General features: G+C 70.1%; 17 protein-coding genes. 5 read left to right on the forward strand and 12 right to left on the reverse strand.

All coding sequences use genetic code 11. The annotated features are described in order from the left end of the window. Positions 1 to 8: 8 nt before the first annotated feature. Positions 9 to 1487, forward strand: coding sequence for a glycoside hydrolase family 130 protein (locus AB0C26_RS02985; protein WP_360240560.1), 1479 nt, complete (start codon positions 9 to 11; stop codon positions 1485 to 1487). Here the strand turns inward: AB0C26_RS02985 and AB0C26_RS02990 are convergent. Then, complete coding sequence (locus AB0C26_RS02990; protein WP_360243482.1) at positions 1481 to 2149, reverse strand: response regulator transcription factor; 669 nt, start codon at positions 2147 to 2149, stop codon at positions 1481 to 1483. The two genes, AB0C26_RS02985 and AB0C26_RS02990, sit on opposite strands and share 7 nt — an antisense overlap. Continuing rightward, on the reverse strand, positions 2128 to 3231 hold the full coding sequence (locus AB0C26_RS02995) for a histidine kinase (protein WP_360243485.1): 1104 nt from the start codon (positions 3229 to 3231) through the stop codon (positions 2128 to 2130). The genes AB0C26_RS02990 and AB0C26_RS02995 overlap by 22 nt, the downstream gene beginning before the upstream one ends. Positions 3232 to 3341: 110 nt before the next feature. Between AB0C26_RS02995 and AB0C26_RS03000 the strand changes: the two genes are divergently transcribed. Beyond that, complete coding sequence (locus AB0C26_RS03000; protein ID WP_360240563.1) at positions 3342 to 3992, forward strand: hypothetical protein; 651 nt, start codon at positions 3342 to 3344, stop codon at positions 3990 to 3992. Here AB0C26_RS03000 and AB0C26_RS03005 read toward each other — a convergent pair. Then, positions 3989 to 4798: a methyltransferase domain-containing protein gene (locus AB0C26_RS03005; protein WP_360240566.1), complete on the reverse strand. Its 810-nt coding sequence runs from the start codon at positions 4796 to 4798 to the stop codon at positions 3989 to 3991. The two genes, AB0C26_RS03000 and AB0C26_RS03005, sit on opposite strands and share 4 nt — an antisense overlap. Before the next feature lie 96 nt (positions 4799 to 4894). Beyond that, a complete protein-coding gene (locus tag AB0C26_RS03010) occupies positions 4895 to 5461 on the reverse strand; it encodes a Uma2 family endonuclease (protein ID WP_360240569.1) in 567 nt (188 codons plus the stop codon). Positions 5462 to 5641: 180 nt separating this feature from the next. On the opposite strand from AB0C26_RS03010, the gene AB0C26_RS03015 reads away from it, so the two are divergent. Continuing rightward, positions 5642 to 6667 carry a Gfo/Idh/MocA family oxidoreductase gene (locus AB0C26_RS03015; RefSeq protein ID WP_360240572.1) on the forward strand — a complete coding sequence of 342 codons (1026 nt, stop codon included), beginning with the start codon at positions 5642 to 5644 and terminating at the stop codon, positions 6665 to 6667. Here the strand turns inward: AB0C26_RS03015 and AB0C26_RS03020 are convergent. Continuing rightward, positions 6664 to 7218: a TetR/AcrR family transcriptional regulator gene (locus AB0C26_RS03020; protein WP_360240575.1), complete on the reverse strand. Its 555-nt coding sequence runs from the start codon at positions 7216 to 7218 to the stop codon at positions 6664 to 6666. The genes AB0C26_RS03015 and AB0C26_RS03020 overlap by 4 nt on opposite strands. 64 nt (positions 7219 to 7282) lie before the next feature. On the opposite strand from AB0C26_RS03020, the gene AB0C26_RS03025 reads away from it, so the two are divergent. Next, positions 7283 to 8722: an MFS transporter gene (locus AB0C26_RS03025; protein ID WP_360240578.1), complete on the forward strand. Its 1440-nt coding sequence runs from the start codon at positions 7283 to 7285 to the stop codon at positions 8720 to 8722. Positions 8723 to 8928: 206 nt separating this feature from the next. Beyond that, positions 8929 to 10278 (forward strand): serine hydrolase domain-containing protein, encoded by a 1350-nt coding sequence (locus AB0C26_RS03030; protein ID WP_360240581.1) that lies wholly within the window; start codon positions 8929 to 8931, stop codon positions 10276 to 10278. Here the strand turns inward: AB0C26_RS03030 and AB0C26_RS03035 are convergent. From AB0C26_RS03035 to AB0C26_RS03065, 7 genes are all read right to left on the reverse strand, one after another. Then, positions 10222 to 11094, reverse strand: a complete 873-nt coding sequence (locus AB0C26_RS03035; RefSeq protein WP_360240584.1) for an alpha/beta hydrolase — start codon at positions 11092 to 11094, stop codon at positions 10222 to 10224. The two genes, AB0C26_RS03030 and AB0C26_RS03035, sit on opposite strands and share 57 nt — an antisense overlap. A 73-nt stretch (positions 11095 to 11167) precedes the next feature. After that, the gene (locus AB0C26_RS03040; RefSeq protein WP_360240587.1) at positions 11168 to 14710 is read right to left on the reverse strand and encodes a discoidin domain-containing protein; all 3543 of its coding nucleotides are present in this window, start codon (positions 14708 to 14710) and stop codon (positions 11168 to 11170) included. 97 nt (positions 14711 to 14807) lie between these two features. Beyond that, the gene (locus tag AB0C26_RS03045; protein ID WP_360240590.1) at positions 14808 to 16391 is read right to left on the reverse strand and encodes an alpha-amylase family glycosyl hydrolase; all 1584 of its coding nucleotides are present in this window, start codon (positions 16389 to 16391) and stop codon (positions 14808 to 14810) included. Positions 16392 to 16458: 67 nt separating this feature from the next. Continuing rightward, a complete protein-coding gene (locus AB0C26_RS03050) occupies positions 16459 to 17331 on the reverse strand; it encodes a carbohydrate ABC transporter permease (protein ID WP_360240593.1) in 873 nt (290 codons plus the stop codon). Between the two features lie 2 nt (positions 17332 to 17333). After that, the gene (locus tag AB0C26_RS03055; protein WP_360240596.1) at positions 17334 to 18272 is read right to left on the reverse strand and encodes a sugar ABC transporter permease; all 939 of its coding nucleotides are present in this window, start codon (positions 18270 to 18272) and stop codon (positions 17334 to 17336) included. Between the two features lie 53 nt (positions 18273 to 18325). Next, on the reverse strand, positions 18326 to 19711 hold the full coding sequence (locus AB0C26_RS03060; protein ID WP_360240599.1) for a sugar ABC transporter substrate-binding protein: 1386 nt from the start codon (positions 19709 to 19711) through the stop codon (positions 18326 to 18328). A 230-nt stretch (positions 19712 to 19941) separates the two neighbouring features. Then, positions 19942 to 20940, reverse strand: coding sequence for a LacI family DNA-binding transcriptional regulator (locus tag AB0C26_RS03065; protein WP_360240602.1), 999 nt, complete (start codon positions 20938 to 20940; stop codon positions 19942 to 19944). Positions 20941 to 21383: the final 443 nt, after the last annotated feature.

A 21383-nucleotide genomic window follows, 5' to 3' on the forward strand; every position in this document is an offset into this window, starting at 1 on the left:
CCGCAGTCATGAACCCTCAGAGCGTGATCACCCGCCACGACATCGTGATGGAGCCGGACGGCCGGCGCGTCGTGATCAAGCTGTTCGTGCCCGGCGAGGACGCCCAGGGCGTGAAGAACCGCACCCAGAGCCTCATCGAGCGCATCCTGCAACTCGACGAGACCGAGATCGCCCGGCTGCTCGACGACGTGCTGACCCGCTTCGCCGGCCGGCACCACGACCTGCTCGGCGTCTTCGGTCACCACTACGAGCTCGTCCAGCACCGGGTGCCCAACGGGCTCGACCTCTCCCCCACCGCCCGGACGCTGATCGGCGCGTACTTCAGCCACGAGTTCGCGGTCGAGGCGGCGGCGCTGTGCAACCCGTCGATGGTGCCGCACCCCGACCAGACCGGTATCGACCCGGGCGAGCTGCGGGTCGCGATCAGCCTGCGGCAGATCGGCGAGGGGCACATCTCGTCGATCGGCTTCTGCTCGGCCGTGCTCGGCCCCGGCGACCGCATCCGGATGGAGGACCGCGACGGTCCCCTGATGATCGGCCACCGGGTCGGCGCCCAGCACTGGCGCAACCAGCTCGAGGCCGCGCTGATCGACGCCGGCATCGACCACGAGGCCGCCGCGTACGTGGTCTGCGCCCTGCCCGAGCGCTACACCGACCAGGACTTCGAGGACGTCATCGGCCACGTGCCGGGCGAGCTGCTGGCCCGGCCCACGTCGCAGGAGACGATCGACCGGATCCGGCACATCGTCACCGACGAGTACGCGGTGCAGTTCCCGCCGGCCGTGCCGCTGCACCAGCGGGTGCTGTGGCCGGCCACCCCGGCCGAGAGCAACGGCATGGAGGACGCCCGCTTCGTCCGCGTCCTCGACCCGGACGGCCGGCACGTCTACCAGGGCACGTACACCGCGTACGACGGACGGCAGATCTCGGGCCGGGTGATCTTCTCGCGCGACCTGCGGCACTTCGAGGTGACCCGGCTGCACGGCCCGGCCGCCCGCAACAAGGGCATGGCCCTGTTCCCGCGCTACATCGGCGGGCGCAAGATGGCGCTGTGCCGCTCCGACGGCGAGACGCTGGGCCTGGCCGTCCGCGACGACCAGCACCGCTGGCAGGCGGCCGAGCCGCTGCTGGTGCCGCACCGGGGCTGGGACCTGATCCAGGTCGGCAACTGCGGCTCACCGATCGAGACGAGCGAGGGCTGGCTGGTGCTGACCCACGGCGTCGGCCCGATGCGCCGCTACGCGATCGGCGCCATGCTGCTCGACCTGGAGAACCCGGCGCGGGTCATCGCCGACCTGCCCGAGGGCCTGATCGACCCGGACGAGATCGAGCGCGAGGGCTACGTGCCCAACGTCGTCTACTCGTGCGGCGGCCTGGTCCACGACGGCAACTTCTGGCTTCCGTACGGCGCGAGCGACGTCCGCATCGGCTTCGCCAGCGTTCCTCTGGAGCAGCTGCTGTCGCGGATGGTTCCCACCGGCTACTGATCCGCGGCGTCGTGCACGACCAGCGCGATCTGCACGCGGTTCGTGCAGGACAACTTCGTGAAGATGCGTGAGACGTACGCCTTGACGGTGGCCGTGCTCATCAGGAGCTCGGAGGCGATCTCCTGGTTGGTGCGGCCCTCGGCGACCAGCCGGGCGACGTCGCTCTCGCCGGCGCTCAGCCGCGCGAGGGCGGCCCGGGCCCGCTGCCGCCGCGGGTCGGCCGGCGCGCCCGCGACCAGCCCGATCATCTTCCGCAGGACCTCGGGCGACATCATCGGCTCGCCCGCGGCCACCCGGCGTACGGCCTCGGCGATCTGCTGGGGTGGGGTGTGTTTGAGCAGGAAACCCCCGGCGCCGGCGCGCAGGGCCCGGAGCACGTGGTCGTCGGTGTCGAAGGTGGTCAGCACGATCACCTCGGGGGCGTCGCGGCGCTGCCGCAGCGACTCGGTGGCGGTCAGGCCGTCCAGGCCCGGCATCCGGATGTCCATCAGCACGACGTCCGGCTGGTGCGTGTTCACCGAGGACGCCACCTCGGTGCCGTCCACGGCCTCACCCACCACCTCGATGTCGTCGAAGGCGGCCAGCATCATCCTCAGCCCGGCCCGGACGAGGGCGTCGTCGTCGACCAGCAGTACCCGGATCACGCCGGACACGGTAACCAGGCCTTGAGGTGGAACTCGCCACCCGGGGTCGGCCCGTGCTCCAGCCGGCCGCCGACCAGCTGCACCCGCTCGCGCAGCCCGGTCAGCCCGGCCCCGGCGCCCGGTATCAGGCTCCCGCTCGCGGCCAGCGGATTGCCCACCTCGACGATGAGGCCGGGCTCGGCCGTGCGGCTGATCGTGACCTCGATGGGCGCGCCCGGCGCGTGCTTGCGGGCGTTCGTCAGCGCCTCCTGCACGATCCGGTAGGCGCTGCGCCCCACCTGCTCGGGCACCCCGTCGGCGCCGTCGAACCGCAGGTCGACCTCGGCCCCGGCCTCGCGGGACTGCTCGACCAGCGCCGGCACGTCGCCCAGGGTCGGCTGCGGCCGGTCCTCGCCCGGCGTCCGCAGCATGCCGATCACGGTGCGCAGGTCCTCCAGAGCGTCGTGGGCCGACTGGCGGATCGTGCCCGCGGCCCGCTGTTCCTCGGGTGACGCGTCCCGCCGTACCTCCAAAGCCCCGGCGTGGACCGCGAGCAGCGAGATGCGATGGGCCAGGACGTCGTGCATCTCGCGGGCGATGCGCTCCCGCTCGGCCGAGCGGGCCTGCTCGACGCGGAGCCGCTGGCCCTCCTCGGCCTGCCGGGCCCGCTCGGCCCACGAGGCGACCAACTGCCGGTGCGACCGGATGAGCATGCCGATCGCGACCAGGCTGACGTTGAGCAGCACGATGAAGGTGACGCTCTCGTAGAAGACTCGGGTGAGGCCGAGCGCCAGCCCGTAGACGACGGCGACCGACACGGCGTGCAGCGCGGCCAAGGCGACCGTGACCTGCCCGCGACGGTGCAGGGCGACGCTGAACAGCGCGATCGGCAGGGCGCCCATCGGCGCGGCGAAGTAGATCGCGAGCGGGATCAGCCCGAGCGTCAGGGCGACCGGGCGGCCGCGGCGGAACAGGACCAGGCCGCTCACCGCGAGCACGCCGGTCACGGCCTCGAGCTGGACCGGGGCGCCGTCGCCCTCGCCGACCGAGTTGACCGCGAAGAAGACGCCGAGCGCGACCGCGACGGCGGCCAGAGTCAGCTCCACGAGCGGGCGGCGCATCACCGCACCGACGCTACCGGCGGCGCGCGAACGGGGGCAGTCGACTTTGGTCTACGTCGCGTCGCCCTCGGTCGGTATCCCGGGGTTCACCTGACACGCAGACTGACGGCGTGACGACGACTGTGCCCACCCCGTGGTGGCTCCGCACCCTGGTGTGGACCGTGGTTCCCGCGCTCGGCTTCGGCCTGGCCGAGCTGGTCGTCCTGCTGGGCGGCGTCGAGTGGCTGCCGGGGCCGTTCGGACTGATCGAGGAGCTGCCCGAGGTGGTGACGACATACGTCACGCCGGCCCTGGGCGTGGTCCTCGGTCTGGTGCTGGCCGCGCTGGTCGACGCCGAGTCGCTGAAGGTGCGGGTGTCGGCGGCCGAGGTGACACTGACCCGGCCCGGCCACCGGCGGGTCGTGCCGCGGGCCGACATCGCGGTGGTCTTCCCCGACCGCGACAAGCTGGTCCTGCTCGGGCGCACCGGCTCCGAGCTGGCGCGGGAGCCTTTTCTCTGGTCGAAGGACCGGCTGCGGGCCGCCTTCACCGAGCACGGCGTGCCGTGGGCCGACGAGGACCCGTACCTCACTGCCTATCGCCGTTGGGTCCCCGGCCTGCCCGGCCTGCCGCCCGCGGCCGACGCGATCCTGGCCGAGCGGCAGAAGGCCCTGAAGTCGGGCGACGACGACGAGCTGCGCGATCTTCGCGAGGAGCTGGGCCGGCTCGGCATCGTGGTGCGCGACGTCAAGAAGAAACAGTTCTGGCGCCAAGCCTCCTAGACGGCTCCGGTCACCACCCAGATCGTCAGCACGGCCAGGAAATCACCGCGGGCGCCGGCCGCCTCGACATGCGAGAACCACTTCTGCCGTACGCCCGGAGGCGTCGTCCAGGCATCCTCGGGCACACCGGGATTGAGCATCGGCAGCACCACAGCGGCCGACGCCGGATCGGGGAACAGGCAGGTCACCGGGGTGGCGGTCACGTCGCGCAGGCCCTTGCCGACCAGGCGGCGGCGCAGCGTACGGCCCATGTCGGCCCGCCGGGGCGTGAGCCTCCCGTGCATGTCGTCGACGACCGTGCGGGCCAGCGCGGGCGGCACCCCGTCGAAGGCCAGCGAGGTCCAGTCGGTGTCGATCAGGCAGACGCGGCCGCCGGGCCGGGTGACCCGGATCAGCTCGGCGATGACCACGTCGGCGTCGTCGACGTGTTGCAGCACCCGCTCGCACCAGACGCCGTCGACGCTGCCGGCCGGCAGGTCGATCGAGGCGAGGTCACCCACGGCGTACCGCACGGCGCTGCCGTCGTGGCGCTCGACGGCGGCGGCGATGGTCGCGGCCGACACGTCCAGGGCGACAACCTCGCCGCCGGTCTCACCGGCCAGCCGGCGCGCCACGTCGCCGGCCCCACACCCGGCGTCGAGCAGCCGCCAGCCCGTCTCGGGGCGCAGAGCCTCCCGGGCCGTACGACGGACCCGCCGGATCTCCGGGTGGCGGCCCATCGCCTCGAGCGCGGCCAGCAGCATCGCGGTCAGCTCGCGAGGCTGGCCGTCGAGGTCGGCCCAGGGGGTGCGCTCCATCTGCTTCATGCGGCAAATGTTGACGCATGAAACGCTTCGCCATCGAGCCCCGGTCACTCATCCGACAGGACAGATCACGCACTGCACTCAAGCCGTCGCAGCGACCTAACCGGGCCGGCATCGCTCCAGCAGAGAAGCTATTTCCAGCTCGAACGGGAACGGCTCCTCACAGACGAGCGCCTGACCGGGGCCGGCGACCATGGCCGGCACGTAATGCGCGCCGGCCAGCCGCTCGAGCCGCAGCTCGACCGAGTCGTCCGGCTGCTCCACCCGGAGATACCAACCGATTCCCGCCGCGGCGTACAGCTGCGGCTTGAGCAACCGATCGGTCCCCGCGTTGCCCGGAGACACCACTTCGACGACGAGCCTGGCCTCGGCCGCCTCGACCGTTCCTCCGGCATCGTCGGTATCGGCCACGACGATGTCGGGTTGAAGGATGCGCCCGCTGACGAGGCGCAGATTGACGTCCTGCAAAACGAGGAGGCCAACGCGCTCGGCCGCGGCGTAGAGGCCCATCGCGAGCAGGAGCGCAATGTGCTGACGGCGCTTGCTAGGCGCGGGGCTCACCCACAGGCTCCCATCGATCAGCTCGATCCGGTTCGTGGTCTCACCGAGCGCGAAGTACTCGTCCTCACTCCACGGATCGGGGTGTTCCAGCATGGCCACGCTCATCGGACCGCCTCACCTCTCGGCGGATGCTCTCGTAAGCGTGCCATGTCAAGCCCCGCCGATGCGACGACTACCACCAATTCCTTGTCGCAGGACACGATGTCATACGACTAGTAAGAGGTCAAGGCAGGGCCGAACGGACCGCGGACAGAGGGCGGAGGGCGGTGTGGCAGGCTTTCGGGTATGAGTGACGCGGTGCGGTTCGGGCTTGTCGGGTATGGCTCGGGAGGGCGGATCTTTCACGCTCCGCTGATCGCCTCCGCGGGGAACATCGAATTCCTCGGCGTGGTCACCACCAACGAGGAGCGGCGGGCCGAGCTGGGCAAGCAGCATCCCGAGGCGGCGGCGTTCGACTCGATCGCCGACATCGCGGCGGCGGGCGCCGAAGGGGTCACCATCTCGACGCCGGTCGGCACGCACGCGGCGCTCGCCCTCGAGGCGATCTCGCACGGGCTGAACGTCGTGGTCGACAAGCCGTTCGCGCTGGACGCCGGGGCCGCGCGGGAGGTCGTCGACGCGGCGGCCGAGAAGGGTGTGAAGCTCAGCGTCTACCAGAACCGGCGCTGGGACTCCGATCTGCTGACGCTGCGCCGGCTCATCGCCGACGGGCAGCTCGGGCAGATCCGGCGGTTCGAGTCGCGCTTCGAGCGCTGGCAGCCGCAGCGCCAGGTCGGCGCGGCCGGCGGCGGCACCCTCATGGACTTCGGCTCCCACCTCGTCGATCAGGCTCTGCTGCTGCATGGCCCGGCGGTTCGGGTGTACGCCGAGATGCGCGGCAGCGGGGAGCTCGACGACGACATGTTCGTGGCACTGCACCACGTGAACGGCGTCGAGTCGCATCTGTGGGGCAGCTGGCGTCAGCCCGCGCCGGGCCCGCGTTTCCGGGTCGTGGGCACCACCGGCGCCTTCATCACCGGCTTCGACGGCCGCATCGACATCCAGGAGGATCTGCTCAAGGCCGGCAAGTCCCCGGCCGAGCTGGGCGACGAGTGGGGCGTCGAGCCGCTGGACGGCAAGGTCTTCCGCGGCGACGAGGGCACGGCGGTGCCGACCGAGCGCGGCCGCTGGGACACGTACTACCCGGCCTTCGCCGCGGCGATCCGGGGTGTGGGTCAGGTTCCGGTCGACCCCGAGGACGCCGTACGGACGATGGCCGTCCTCGACGCGGCCCGGCGCAGCGCCCGTAGCGGCGAGGCCGTACGCCTCTAGGTTCTGATGCCGCTCAGCGCGAAACCGAACACCCGGTCGCGCTGGGCGTCGTCGACGAAGGCGCCGCCGGTCAGGCCGGAGATCATGCGCAGGACGTCGTCGAAGCTGGCGTCCGGGCGGACCTCACCGGCCTCCTGGGCTCGGGTGAACAGCGGTTCCCCGGCCGCGTACATGGTGGCGCGGCAGGAGCGGAACATCTCCGATTCGCGGTTGAGCGCCTCGATGACGGCGCGCTTCGTCACGGCGTACCGGACGAATTGCTCCATCCAGGCGCTCAGCGCCTGCCAGGGCGGCAGCGCCGCCACCTTCTCCGCGACCTGGCGCAGCTGGTCGATCTCCTCGACGTAGACCGCCTCGAACAGGTCCTGCCGCGTCGGGAAGTTCCGGTAGAGCGTGCCGATGCCCACTCCGGCCCGGCGGGCGATGTCCTCCAGCGACGCGTCGGTGCCGTTCTCGGCGAACGCGTCGCGCGCGGCGGCGAGCAGCGCGTCGAAGTTGCGCCGCGCGTCCGCACGCTGCGGCCGGCGCACCGCCACAGGCACGTCAGTCATGGAGACCCTCCTCACACCCTCCGGTCATTGCTAACCGGAGGCCTGCCTCCGCTAATCTGGAGGCATGCCTCGACTTTATCAGAGCAAACCGCGAACGACCTTCGCGGTGCTGGCCGCCGCGGCGGCGGCCTTCTCGCTCATGCAGTCGCTGGTGACGCCGGTTCTGCCGACGATCCAGCAGGACCTGCACACGTCCGCCGGCACGGTCACCTGGGTGCTCACCGCCTGGCTGCTGTCCGCCTCGGTGGCCACCCCGCTCATGGGCCGCGTCGCCGACATGCTCGGCAAGGACCGCACGCTGCTGGTCGCGCTGGCCGCGATCGCCGTCGGCTGCCTGGTCGCCGCGATCGCCCCGAACATCACGGTCCTGATCGTGGCCCGCGTCCTGCAGGGCCTCGGCGGTGCCGTCTTCCCGGTCTCGTTCGGCATCATCCGCGACGAGTTCCCGGCCGAGCGAGTCTCCTCGGCCGTCGGCGTCCTCGCGGCCGTCATCGCCACCGGCAGCGGCCTCGGCATCGTCCTGGCCGGCCCGATCGTCGGCGCGCTGGACTGGCGCTGGCTGTTCTGGATCCCGATGGCCGTCGTGACAGTGGTCGGCGTCGCCGCCTGGCGCCTTGTGCCGCCGTCACCGGTACGCACCCCCGGCAAGGTCAACTGGCTCGGCGCCGCCCTGCTCTCGGCCTGGCTGGTCGCCCTGCTGCTGCCGCTGAGCAAGGCCACCAGCTGGGGCTGGACCTCCGGCACGACGCTGGGCCTGCTCGCCGCCGCGGTCGTGCTGTTCGCGGCGTGGCTGCTGGCCGAGGTCCGCTCGGCCAACCCGCTGATCGACATGCGGATGATGCGCCTGCCCGCGGTCTGGACCACCAACCTGGTCGCTCTGCTGTTCGGCGCCGCCATGTTCGGCGTCTTCGCCTTCCTGCCCCAGCTCGTGCAGGTGCCGAAGGCGTCCGGCTACGGCTTCGGCGCCTCGGTCACCGAGGCCGGCCTGATCATGCTGCCGATGCTGGTCATGATGGCCGTCTTCGGCTCGCTCAGCGGCCCGCTGACCCGCTGGCTCAGCGGCAAGGTCCAGCTGCTGATCGGCTCGGCCCTGGGCGCCCTGGCCGCCCTGTCCTTCGCCCTCGAGCACGGCGACCGCTGGTCCCTGTCGATCGCCGGCGCGGTCTTCGGCGTCGCCCTCGGCCTGGTCTACTCCTCGATGATCAACCTGATCGTCCAGGCCGTCCCCCGCCACCAGACCGGCGCCGCCAGCGGCATGAACACCAACATCCGCACCATCGGCGCCTCCATCGGCACGGCGGTCGTCAGCTCCATCGTCACCAGCCACCCCGGCCCGGCCGGCCTGCCCGCCGAGTCCGGCTACACGACGTCCTTCCTGATCCTGGCCGTCGTCGCCGCGGCCGCCTTCCTGGTCGCCCTGCTGGTCCCGACGGCCCGTCCGGCCGCCACCGAACAGAAGCGGGAGCCGGAGGTGCTGCCCGAGCTGTCCCCGGTCGAGGTCTGACCGCCCCCACGCCGGAGGGCGTCCGCGCTGATGTGCCGCGGTGCGCCCTCTCGCCGTAGCCGAGGCCGAGGTCCCGCCGTCGCGGCGCGTGACCTTCATCCGCGAGGTCGGCTGGCTGGCGCAGCGGCGTTCTGCGGCTGTGGCAGCTTCCGGCCCGGGTCACCGACGAGGTCGACGGACAGCTCGATCTCTGGTGAGGTAGGCGGATGGATCTCCACGGATGGATCGCCGAAGCGGCCGAGCGGCACGCCGTTCCCGGCGTGGCGGTGGCCGTCGGTCACCGGGGTGAGCTGTTCGAGGCGGCCACCGGCGTGGTCAATGTGGACACCGGCGTGGCCACCACGCCGGACACCGTCTTTCAGATCGGGTCCGTCACCAAGGTGTGGACCGCTGTTCTGGTGATGCAGCTGGTCGAGGACGGGCTCGTCGATCTCGACCAGCCGGTGCGGCGCTACCTTCCGGAGTTCGCCGTGGTCGACCCCGCGGCCACCGCGACCGTCACCGTGCGGCAGCTGCTTCTGCACACCGGCGGCTTCGAGGGCGATCTCTTCGAGGACACCGGTCGCGGTGACGACGCGCTCGGCCGCTACCTGGCCCATCTCGGCGAGAACGCGGAACAGATCGCCTCGCCGGGCGCGCTGTACTCGTACTGCAACTCCGGTTTCAGCGTGCTCGGGGCGATGGTCGCCCGGTTACGCGGCGGAACCTGGGAATCCGTGCTGCGTGACCGCCTTCTCGAGCCCCGGGGCCTGCGTCACGTGGCGCTCTTCCCCGAGGAGGCGATCCTCTTCCGTGCCGCGGCCGGTCACATCGGGGGCGCGGTGACCCCACGCTGGCAACTGCCCCGGTCGATCGGGCCGGCCGGCGCCTCGCCCTGCGCCGCGCCCCGGGAGCTGGTCCGGTTCGGGCGGATGTTCCTCGACGGCGGGCCGGCGGCGATGACCACCGCGCAGCTCGACCTGCCCGGCGTCCCCGAGCGGGGCGCCCGGCATCGAGGGCTCGGCCCCGTCCTGTACGACTGGGACGGCACGACGGCGATCGGCCACGACGGCGACACCATGGGCCAGGCCACCCAGTGGCGGGTCGTCCCCGACCACGATCTGGTCGTCGCGATCTGCGCCAACAGCGCCTCCTACCGCGGCCTCTTCGACGAGGTGCTCGACCGGATCGTCCATGAGCTCACCGGCCTGCGGATCCCGGCCCGGCCGGTGCCCCCGGCCACGCCGCCGCGGCCCGGTCCGGAGCGGTTCGCCGGCCGCTACCGCTTCCCGCTCGCCACGTACGACGTGGTGGCCACCGACGACGGCTTCGACGTGACGTCCACCCCTCGCGGGCTGGCCGCGCAGCTCGGCGAGGGCACGACCACCGAGAGGTACGTCGGTCTCGGTGGGGACACCTTCATCACCGCCGAGCCGGTGGACGGCGATCACTCGACGCTCACATTTCTCGACGGCGGCCGTTACCTCTACGGCGGCCGGGTGGCCGTCCGGGAGCCGGGGTCAGGAGTTGCTGTGGGCGAGCAGGCTCTCGACCACGGCGTCGATGCCGGCCAGTAGGGAGAGGTGGCCCTCGGCGGGCAGGAGGTGAGCCTCGGCGCCGGGAACGTGGGTGGCCAGCCACTGGCCGTGTGCCGGTGGGACCATGCGGTCCTCGGCGCCCTGCCAGACGGCGACCGGGACCTTGACGTCCTCGACCTTGAAGCCCCAGTCGGCCAGGAAGGCCAGGTCGTCCTCGCGCCAGCCGGCGACGCCGGCCGAGACCGCGTAGCGCGACGACTCGGCCAGGTAGTCGGCGAACTCGCCGGTCAGCGCTTGTTTGTCGACGCCGGACAGCAGGTCGCCGAACGCCTCGGCCACGTCGGCGCCGGTCACCCGGGCCAGGCCTTCGGCCATCCGGGTCAAAAGCTGATCCAATTGCGGTACGCCCTGAGCGGCCGCCCCGAACTCGGCGATGTTCTCCTCGCCCATGCCGGCCAGCCAGTCGAGCCCCGGCGCCCGGTAGGGCGCCACGCCGGCGATCAGGGCCGCGCCCAGGCACCGGCCCGGCAGCCGGGCCGCGCAGGCCAGCGCGTGGGGACCGCCCCCGGACCAGCCGATGGTGACGAAGTGGGCCGCCTCGAGCCCGTCGAGCAGCGCGGCCACGTCGGCCGCGACGTCGGCCACCCGGCGGCCCGGGTGCGGCGTCGACCCGGCGTACCCGGCCCGGCTCGGCATGATGATCCGCAGGCCGTGCCGGACCGCCGAGGCGAAGACCGGCTCGTAGCGCACCGCCCCCGACGGCGTGCCGTGGTGGAAGACCAGCGGCAGCCCGCCGGTCGGCCCCTCGACGAGGTATTCCATCGTGCGCCCGTCCGGCAGGTCGATTCGCTCCACAACCCGAACATACGCATCAAACCGCCGGAATGGGGCCCGCGGGGGACGGATCGCGGGCCCCACAGGGAGAGGGTCAGTTCCGGATGATGGTGAAGGTGCTGGTGGGGTTCTCGATGTCCCGGTAGTTGTTGCTCAACTGCAGGTTGGTGAAGGTGGCCGAGCCGACCGCCGGGCCCTGGCCGGCCTCGGGCATCGGGTTGGCCCAGATGCCGTACCCGGACTTGGCGTCGTAGGCGTCACCGCTGCGCTGGGCGCCGCTGATGGTGACGTTGGTGAAGACGGTGTCCTGCACGATGTTCTGCGGCTGGCCGCCCACGTAGTTGGTCTGGAACATGATTCCCGAGTACGTGGGGTCGACGATGTCGACGTTCGAGACCCGGATGCCCTGGAAGACCTTCGACGCGCTGAACACCCAGATGGCCGGGAAGACCTGCGCGCCCCAGAAGTGGCCGCCGGCCCGGACGATCGAGATGTTGTCGAAGACCGTCGGCGGGTTGGCCCCGAACCCGTTCATCGGGTAGCCGAAGTCGAGCGAGCTGATCGTGATGCCCGAGTAGACCAGGGTGTCGGCGATGTAGATGTTCTTGAACGTGTTGGCGTAGCCGCCGTAGACCGCGATGCCGGCCGCGCGCCACGTCAGGATCGACGTGAGGTTCGAGTACACGTTGTTGATCTCGTCGGCGCCGCCGGCGTCGATGGCCGAGAACAGCGCGAAGCTGTCGTCGCCGGTGGCCCGGGCCTCGTTGTTGTCGACCAGGTTGCCGGTGCTGCCGTTGGTCATGTTGACGCCGTCGGCGAACGTGTTCCGGATCCGGGAGTTCTTGATGACCATGTTGTCGGTGTTGGCGCCCCAGTAGAGGCACACCACGTGCTCGGTCCAGATGTTGTCGATGGTGATGTTGGCCGTGTTGGCGAAGTCGAAGACCTTGCCCGGCCCGTCGATCCGGATCGTGTAGTTGCCGAAGAACGCGAAGTCGGCGAACGTCGACCCGTTGGCCGTGCTGTCGGCCCGGAAGCCGGCGTCGGTCTCGGACTGCGTGGACGGCGTGGAGAAGCGGGTGTACCAGGGTCCGGCCCCGACCACGCGGACCGACTTGCCGTACACCTGGAACTTGTTGGAGGTCTGGTAGTCACCGGCCGGCAGGTAGACGCCGAGCTTCGACGAGTCCTGGCGGGCGGCGTCCAGGGCGTTCTGCACCGACTGCTGGTCGAAGCCGGCCGGCACCACGTACTTGGCGGCGTCCGGGTTGGCCTTGGGCGCGACCTGTTCCAGGTTGATGAAGTCGATCGCGATGTTCCCGCTGTTGCCCGAGTCCTTCTGCAGCTTGATCGTGCTGCCGGCCGGGAACGAGCCGGTGAGCAGGGTGTTGGCCTCGTCGTAGATGTGCCGCGGGCCGGTGCCGGAGTTCTGCGGCGCGGTCTCGTTGCCGTAGAGCCAGGCGTACTTGGAGGTCAGCGGCAGCGTCTTGTTGAGCGTGCCGTTCACGTAGACGTTTACCGAGCTGGTGGTGCCGTCCGGGATGGAGAACCGGGCGACGATCGTGTTGGTGGCCGCGCGGGTGGTCCATTGCACGTACGACCCGGTCTGGTTGAGGGTCACGGCCTTGCGGCCCGACGCCTCACCGGCGAGGTCGCCGACGGTCCGGTTGGGGCCGACGACCGCCGCGCCGCCACCGGTCTGGCCGTCCTCGGCCTCGTAGTAGTCGTAGGGCATGTTGGCGCCGCGACCGACGAAGAACGACTTCTCGCTGGTGTTGTTGGCCTGCTTGACCGGCAGCTCGTTGCCGTCGTTGGCGATGACGGTACGGACGGTGTAGCGCCCGTTCACCGCGGTCCACGTGCCGAGGTTGATCGCCGGCGAGGACGCGCCGGCCGCGAGGGTGCCGCTCCACGATCCGGTGAGGGTCTTCACCACGGACGAGCCGTTCAGGATCGTGACGGTGACACCGTGGGCGCCGCCGGCCGAGGCCGCCGAACCCTGGTTCTTGAGGGTCACCGAGAAGGTGGTCGTCTGCCCGGCCGTCGGGTTGCCCGGCGACCAGGAGACCGCCGAGGCGACCAGGTCCGAGCTGCTGACCGGCGTGACGGTCAGCGATCCGGTGGCCGAGTTGTTGGCCTCGTTGGTCTCGAAGACGGTGTTGGCCTCGTCGACCTTGGCGACGATCTGGTACGTACCGGCGTCGCGGGCGCCGATCGACGCCGTGACGGTCGCCGACGCGCCGCCCGCGAGGGCGCCCACGGTGGCGGTGCCGACCTTGGCCGTACCCAGGTAGAAGTTGACGTTGGTGGCTCCGCTGGAGACCGTGCCCGCGTTGCGCACGGTCGCCGACAGGGTGACCGCGTCGGTCTCGACCGGGGAGGCGGGCGAGGCCGAGGTGGCCGTGACCGTGAGGTCCGGGTTCGGCGCCGCGGTGCCGATGACCTGGAGCTCGGCGACCTGGCCGCTCGGCGCGCCGGTGTTGGCGGTGAAGGAGAGACGCAGATCGGCGGTGGTCGCGCTGACCGGGATGGTCACGCTGTTGCCGGAGGCGGGATTGAAGGTGTACGAGGCCGGGCCCACGATCGTCGTGTACGACGACGAGCTCTGCTCGCGCCCGAGGACGGCGAACGTCTGCTGCCGGGTGCCCCACGAGCTGTCCGGGTTGAGCTTGACCACCACCGACGAGACGGCCGCGTTCGCGCCGAGCTTGACCGTCAGCGTGGCCGGGTAGGCGCTGCCCTCCCAGTAGGTGGCGGTGTTGTCGTCGTTGGCGTTGGTGGCCACGAACGTGTGCACGACCGAGGACGCCTCGATCGGCTTGCCCAGGGCCAGGTTGCCGCCCGGCGTGGACGTGCCGTTGCGGGTCACCGTGTTGCTGGCGGCCGACACGTTGCCCGCCGCGTCCTTGGCCCGCACCTGATACGAGACGGTCGCGCCGGCCGGCTGGGTGTCGGTGTAGGTCAGGACGTTGCCGGCGACGCTGGTGCGCAGCACGCCGTTGGCGTACACGTCGTAGCCGGTGACGCCGACGTTGTCGGACGACGCGCCCCAGGTGAGCCGGATCTGGTCGGCGGCCGGGGACGTGTAGGCGAGGTTGCCCGGCGCGGACGGCGCCTGCGTGTCGGTACCGGACACCGGCCCGTACACCTCGAGCTCGGAGATCTGACCGGCCGACCAGCCGGTGTTGCCGGTGATGGCGAGCCGGACGAAGCGGGCCGCGGCCGCGGTGAAGTCGATGGTCACGGTGTTGCCGGTGGCCGGGTTGAAGGTGTAGCCGGCACTGGCCTTCAGCGTGCTGAACGAGGAACCGTCGGTGCTGCCCTGGACGGTCAGGGTCTGGGTACGGGTCGCCCAGGCGGCCGCCGGGGGCAGCTTGAGCACGGCCTGGTTGACCTGGACGGCCGTGCCGAGGTCGACCTGGAGCCACTGCGGGAAGGCGTTGTTGTTGCTCTCCCAGTACGAGCTGGCGTTGCCGTCGCCGGCGTTGCCCGCCGGGTAGACGTCGGTGTAGCTGCTGGCGCTGAAGGTCTTGCCGGCGGCCAGGTTGAGACCGGCGGCGTTGGCGGGGGAAGGTGCGATGAGGACGGTGACGACGAGGCCGGCCGCCGCTAAGGCGGCCAGGAGCCGTTTCTTCATCTCGGGAGCGAACCTTTCATCCGTGAAAGGCCCCCTTCTTCTGCTCGCCGGTGGCCGCCGAGGGGGGTGGATCCCCCCGGCGGCCGACCGCCGGGGATTAGCGCAGGCGCAGCCAGACGGCGGTATCCGGGGGGAGGCGGTCACCGTCGAGAGGGCCACTGGCGAGCAGAAGGGTCTCGTGGTCCGGCAGGGCGATCGGGGCGCCGGACATGTTGACGACGCAGGCGAACCTGTCGCCGCGGGTGTAGGCGAGCACGTCGTCGCCCGCCTCGAGCCAGGTCATGGCCGGCTGGTGCAGGCCGGTCTCGGTGCGGCGCCGGGCGATCGCCGACCGGTAGAGCTCCAGCATCGAGCTCGGGTCGCCGGTCTGCGCCTGGACGGTCCGGTCCTTCCACTCGGCGGGCTGGGGAAGCCACGGGGTACCGGTGGTGAAACCGAACGGCTCGGTGTCGCCCGACCAGGGCAGCGGGACCCGGCAGCCGTCACGGCTGTGTCCGCGCCGGCCCCACATCGGGTCCTGGAACTGCTCGGGCGGGATGTTCTCGTTCTCCCAGAGGCCGAGCTCCTCGCCCTGGTAGATGTAGGTGGCGCCGGGCAGCGAAAGGGACAGCAGGGCGGCCGCCCGGGCCCGGCGGGTGCCCAGCTCGAGGTCGACCGGGGTGCCGTCGAGGTTGTTGTCGAAGCTGAAGGTGGTGTCCTGGCGTCCGTACCGGGTCACGTGCCGGGTGACGTCGTGATTGGACAGCACCCAGGTGGCGGGGGCGCCGATCGCCTCGTGGGCGTGCAGGGTGCGGTCGACGCACTCGCGCATGAGGGCCGGATCCCAGGCGCAGCCGAGAAAGTCGAAGTTGAACGCGGCGTGCAGCTCGTCGGGGCGCAGGTAGTTGGCGAACCGCTCGACCTCCGGCATCCACACCTCGCCGATCAGGGCGCGGTCGCCGCCGTACTCGTCGGCGACGCGGCGCCAGGACCGGTAGACGTCGTGCACGCCGTCGAGGTCGTGGAACGGGTGGGGCTCGCCGTCGCGTACCTCGGGAAGGCTCTTGTCCTTGAGAAGAAGGGCCGCGGAATCGATGCGGATGCCGTCGACGCCACGGTCGAACCAGAACCGCAGAATGCTCTCGAACTCGGCCCGCACGTCCGGGTGGTCCCAGTTGAGGTCGACCTGCTGCGGGGCGAACAGGTGCAGGTACCACTGGCCGTCGGGGACGCGGGTCCAGGTCGTGCCGCCGAACTCGCCGACCCAGTCGGTGGGCATCTGATCGCCGTTCGGCCCCCGCCCCGGACGGAACCAGAAGTAGTCGCGCTCCGGGGCGCCGGGCGAGGCCAGCGCCGCCTTGAACCAGGGGTGTTCGCTCGAGACGTGGTTCGGCACGATGTCGACGATCATCCGGATGCCGGCCGCGTGCGCCTCCTCGACGAGCGCTTCGGCCTCGGCCAGCGTGCCGAAGGCGGGGTCGATGTCGCGGAAGTCGGCCACGTCGTAGCCGGCGTCGGCCATCGGCGACGGGTACCAGGGGCTCATCCAGATCGCGTCGACGCCCAGGTCGGCCAGGTGTCCCAGGTGGGCGCGGATGCCGGCGATGTCGCCCACACCGTCGCCGTCCGCGTCGGCGTAGCTGCGCGGATAGACCTGATAGATCACCGCGTCGCGCCACCACTGGGAATCTTGGTGAGACACTTTTGCCCGCTTTCTGTGCACGCTGAGGCTGACGGTTTTTTCCAAACCGCCCGTTTTACGTGGATTTTCAGCCCTTGAGGCTACCGGTGGTCAAACCGGACATGATGTTGCGCTGGAAGATCAGGAAGATGATCACGGTCGGGATCGCGGCGATGACCGAGGCGGCGATCACCACGTTCTGCGGGGTGCCGCCGGCGAAGGCGTAGATGCCGACGCTGAGCGTGCGCGTCTCCGGTGACGGCATGACCAGCTTGGGCCAGAGGAAGTCCTTCCAGACCGCGGTCACCGCGAAGATCGACACCACGCCCAGGATGGGCCGCGACATCGGCAGGATGATCGACCACAGGGTGCGCAGCGGCGACGCGCCGTCGACCTGGGCGGCGGCGATTAGGTCCTCGGGGATCGAGTCGAAGAACCGCTTGAGCAGGAAGATGTTGAACGCGTTGGCGACCAGCGGCAACCAGATCGCCCACGGCGAGTCGAGCAGGTTGACGTGGATGATCGGCAGGTCGATCGCCGTCACGTACTGCGGGACGATCAGGACCATGGCCGGGATCATCAGCGTGGCCAGCATCGCGGCCAGGATGACGTTGCCGAACGCGGGACGCAGCTTCGACAGGGCGTACGCGGCGGCGGTGTCGAACACGAGCTGGAAGAAGACCGCCCCGGCCGCGTAGTAGAAGGTGTTGAACATGAGCTTGGCCAGCTCGAGGTTGTTCCAGGCGTCGGCGTAGTTCCGCACCTCGGGATCGCGCGGCCACAACGTCGGCGGCGTCTGCGCGATCTCCTGACCGGACTTGAAGGCGCCGGTGACCATCCAGTACAGCGGCCCGAGGAAGACCAGGGTGAACCCGAGGACCACGACGGCCAGGACCGCCCAGTAGATCAACCGGCCGCGACCGCGCCGGAGCTGCGCCTGCGAGATGAGGGTACGGGTCATCGTCAGTCCTGTTTCGTGGTCAGTCGCACGTAGACCGCGCTGAAGGCGCCCAGCACCAGCAGCATGATCACGCCGAGCGCCGCGGCGCCGTTGAGATCGTTCTGGAAGAAGCCGTGCTGGTAGATCAGGTAGGCCACCGAGGTCGCCGAGTCCTGCGTGCCGGCGCCGTTGGCCAGGATCAGCGGCTCGATGAACAGCTGCATGGTGGCAACGATCTGCAGCATCGCCAGCAGGGCCAGGATGAGCCGGGTCTGCGGGATCGTCACGTTCCAGATGCGGCGCGCGATGCCCGCCCCGTCCAGCTCCGCGGCCTCGTACAACTCGCCCGGAATGTTCTGCAGGGAGGCGAGATAGATCAGCACCGCGCCGCCCATGTTCATCCAGGTCGAGGCGATGACCATGGCCGGGATGGTCATGCCGGGCGACTGCATCCACTCGGACGTGGGCAGGTGGAGGAACTTGAGGATCGCGTTGAACAGGCCGGCTTCGCTCGGGTCGTACGCGTAGTACTTGAACAGGAAGAGCGCGGAGGCCGGCGGCAGCATCACCGGCAGGTAGACCAGGACCCGCAGGTATCCCTTGAAGTGCCGGAACTCGTTGAGCAGGATCGCCACGAAGAACGGCAGCAGATAGCCCAGGACCAGCGCCAGCAGGGTGAAGACGAAGGTGTTCTTCCAGGCGATCCAGAAGCTGGGGTCGGCGATGATCCGGGTGTAGTTGTCCCAGCCGACCCAGGTCGTCTCGCCGCGGCGGGTGCGCTGGAAGCTCATCACGACGCCGCGGATCATCGGGAACCACATGAAGAGGGCGAAGCAGACGACCGCCCCGATCAGGAAGGCGTGGCCGGTGAGGTTGTCTCGGAGTTTGCGGCCTCGTTTGGTCCTCTGGATGGGCGCGGGCGCGGCGGGCTGCTTCGTGATCTGCGGCGCAACGATCGTCAAGGGGACTCCTTTGTACCGGCGCGGGGGCCTCTCGACCCCCGCGCCCGGGTGAATCAGCTACCGGCGGCCTGGAGCTGGTTGACCTTGGTCTCGGCCGTCTTGAGCAGCTCGTCGATGTTGGCGTTCGGGTTGGTCAGCACACCCGACATCGCCGAGTCGAGCACCGCGTAGATGGCCTGCGCGTTGCGCGGCTCACCCTTGATCGGAACCGGGTTCTGCTCGAACGGCGCGAAGTTGGCCGTGTCGAGGTTCGCGTTGGCCTTGCGCAGGTCGAGCTCCTGCTTCTGGGCGTCGCTGCCGTTGGTGAACAGCAGCGGCTGGGGCAGGCCGACCGGGTAGTTCTGCGGCTTGGCCCGCGCGTAGTCGAACTGGCCCTTGCCCGGGGTGAGCTTCTGGTACGCGAGCCACTTCAGACCGGCCTTGACCTGGTCGTCGGTGAGGCCCTTCTTGAAGAAGTAGCCCTCGCCACCGCCGAGGGTCGCCTTGGCCGGGCCGTCCTGGCCGGGCATCGGGCCCATCGCCCAGTCCTCGTACTTGCCCTGGAACTGGCTGACGATGGCCTGGGTGGCGTCGGGCGCGCCGATGAACATGCCGACCTTGCCGGCGCCGGCGTTGGTCAGCAGGTCGCCCCACTGCAGCAGCTGGCGGCTGCCCATGCTGTTGTCGCCGTACCGCATGTCCTTGAGGTTCTGCAGGACCTGCTTGCCCTGGGCGTTGTTGAAGTCGGCCTTCTTGCCGTCCTCGCTGAGAACCTGGCCGCCCTGCGAGTAGATCTCGGCGGTGAAGTGCCAGCCGCCGGTGTTGCCGGCGCTGTACTCGGAGAAGCCGGCGATGCCGCCGCCGAGGGCGGAGATCTTCTTGGCCGCCGTACGGACCTCGGCCCACGTCTTGGGCGGAGCCGCCGGGTCGAGACCCGCCTTCTTGAACAGCGCCTTGTTGTAGACCAGGCCCATCGAGTAGTTCTTGACCGGTACGGCGTACAGCTTGCCGCCGTCGGTGAAGACCTCCTTGAGCGCGGGGTCGACGCTGTCCCAGGTGGGGATGGTGTCCTTGTTCGCCAGCGAGGTGATCTCCATGGCCTGACCGGAGTCCAGCACCTGCGACAGGTCGGTCATGTAGCCGTAGAAGACGTCGGTCATCGTGCCGCCGGCCAGGCGGGCGGTGAAGTCCGGCGGGTTGTTGCACTGCTCGCCGACGCTGACGCTCTTGATGGTGATGTCGGGGTTGTCCTTCTCGAACGCCGCGACATCCGCGTTCCAGTTGGCCAGCAGCTCCTTCTGCGCGCCGACGGGCTGGCAGTCGACGGTGATCGTGGTCTTGCCGGCGGCGTCGGTCCCGGAGTCGTCGTCGCTCTTCGTGGAGCAGCCCACCAGGCTGCTGAGCCCCAGGCCGGTCGCGAGCGCCAGGGCCGCGACCTTCCGGTACTGCGGTGTGGACATCTGTCCATCCCTTCAGGAACGGGTGTATCCGTGGCTATCGATAAGTTGCGTGTGCTGGAAGTGAGTGGAGTCACTGTAACGAGACCGACCTGTTTCGGCAAGGTTTCGATCGTTCGCTGAAAAAACACGACTGCAATACCGGCAGATGTCGAGATTGTGAGCCCAGACACTTCCGGGCATACAAAAAGGGCGAGCCCTCACGGGCTCGCCCTTTTTGTTCCGTCCGCTTGCTACCGCTTCGCCGGCGCCGTCGATCCCCGGACCACCAGCTCCGGCTCGAACAGCAGCTCGTCCGGCTCGACGCCGCTGCCCTCGATCTGATTGACCAGCAGGTCGACGGCGGCCTGCCCCATCATCTCGATCGGCTGCCGCACTGTCGTGAGCGGCGGATCGGTGCAGGTCATCAGCGCCGAGTCGTCGAAGCCGACCACCGACACGTCGGCCGGCACGTCGAGCCCGAGCCGGCGGGCGGCCCGGATCGAACCGAGCGCGAGCACGTCGCTCGCGCAGATCATGCCGGTCACGCCACGCTCGATCAGCTTGGCCGCGGCCAGGCGGGCGCTCTCCATCGAGAAGTTGGTCCGCTCGACGAACCAGTCGTCACCCTCCGGCCCGGCGATCTTCACCAGCGCCCCCAGCTTGCGGCGTGAGGGCATGTGGTCCTCCGGCCCCATCACCATGCCCACCCGCTCGTGCCCGAGAGACTTGAGATGTCCGTACGCCTGCTCGACCGCCACCGCGTCATCGGTGGAGATGTGCGGAAACCCCAGGTCGTTGACGCCGGCATTGACCATGACCACGGGCATCCGCCGGTCGGTGAGCGCCTTGTAGTGCCCGTGCTCGGCCTCGGCCAGCGCGTAGGAGCCGCCGGCGAACACGACACCGGAGACCTGGTGGTCGAGAAGCATCTCGATGTAGTCGCGCTCCGGCACACCGCCGATGGTCCGCGCACAGAGAGCCGGCGTGAACCCGCGCTGCGCGAGCGAGGCGGTCACCACCTCGGCCAGCGCCGGAAAGATCGGGTTCTGCAACTCGGGCAGCACCAGCCCCACGAGCCGCCCGCGCTCCCCGCGCAGCTTGGTGGGCCGCTCATACCCGAGGACATCGAGAGCGGTCAGCACCGACGCGCGCGTGGCCTCGGAGACGCCACTGCGCCCGTTGAGCACCCGGCTGACGGTCGCCTCACTGACGCCCGCCTTCTTGGCCACTTCGGCCAGACGTTTGGTCACGCCCGACAGCCTACGGCAGGAAGCTGCAATTTTCGAACGGCTGCTTGCAGATCTTTCGGAACTCTTTCAGATGCTGTCATCCCATGCGTCGATCATGTTTCGCCATTGTTGCGCCGCGTATCCATCGCTCCCGCCATGAAGCGGTTAAGTGATCGCTCTGCGCGACGATTCGCCAGTCATCTCTTGCGCCAAGATTGCACCAAGCGCGTCGCTCGAGGCGCGCCGGCTCTGGGCTCGGCCGCTCCGTCGCGAGCCGTGACGCCGCCCCTTTCATGCCCTTACCGCCCGCGCCGTATCGCCGCCGAGCCACGATGAGGCGCACGCGGGGCGATGTGGGGCCGCTGACGGACGACTCGGTGGCGGGTCGGGGCGACAACCGCGCGGAAAGTTCCTCAATCGCGGGGAATCGGCTGCGAGAGGGCGCCGCCGGTGGGACCGTGAAA

Origin of the sequence: Actinoplanes sp. NPDC048796 (genome assembly GCF_040650035.1) — a bacterium.
GTDB lineage: Bacteria > Actinomycetota > Actinomycetes > Mycobacteriales > Micromonosporaceae > Actinoplanes.

Coding starts and splice junctions, on each gene's coding strand:
- AB0C26_RS02985 (WP_360240560.1), top strand. CDS start 9: ATGAACCCTCAGAGCGTGATCACCCGCCACGACATCGTGATGGAGCCG.
- AB0C26_RS02995 (WP_360243485.1), bottom strand. CDS start 3,231: ATGCGCCGCCCGCTCGTGGAGCTGACTCTGGCCGCCGTCGCGGTCGCG.
- AB0C26_RS03005 (WP_360240566.1), bottom strand. CDS start 4,798: ATGAAGCAGATGGAGCGCACCCCCTGGGCCGACCTCGACGGCCAGCCT.
- AB0C26_RS03010 (WP_360240569.1), bottom strand. CDS start 5,461: ATGAGCGTGGCCATGCTGGAACACCCCGATCCGTGGAGTGAGGACGAG.
- AB0C26_RS03015 (WP_360240572.1), top strand. CDS start 5,642: ATGAGTGACGCGGTGCGGTTCGGGCTTGTCGGGTATGGCTCGGGAGGG.
- AB0C26_RS03020 (WP_360240575.1), bottom strand. CDS start 7,218: ATGACTGACGTGCCTGTGGCGGTGCGCCGGCCGCAGCGTGCGGACGCG.
- AB0C26_RS03025 (WP_360240578.1), top strand. CDS start 7,283: ATGCCTCGACTTTATCAGAGCAAACCGCGAACGACCTTCGCGGTGCTG.
- AB0C26_RS03030 (WP_360240581.1), top strand. CDS start 8,929: ATGGATCTCCACGGATGGATCGCCGAAGCGGCCGAGCGGCACGCCGTT.
- AB0C26_RS03040 (WP_360240587.1), bottom strand. CDS start 14,710: ATGAAGAAACGGCTCCTGGCCGCCTTAGCGGCGGCCGGCCTCGTCGTC.
- AB0C26_RS03050 (WP_360240593.1), bottom strand. CDS start 17,331: ATGACCCGTACCCTCATCTCGCAGGCGCAGCTCCGGCGCGGTCGCGGC.
- AB0C26_RS03060 (WP_360240599.1), bottom strand. CDS start 19,711: ATGTCCACACCGCAGTACCGGAAGGTCGCGGCCCTGGCGCTCGCGACC.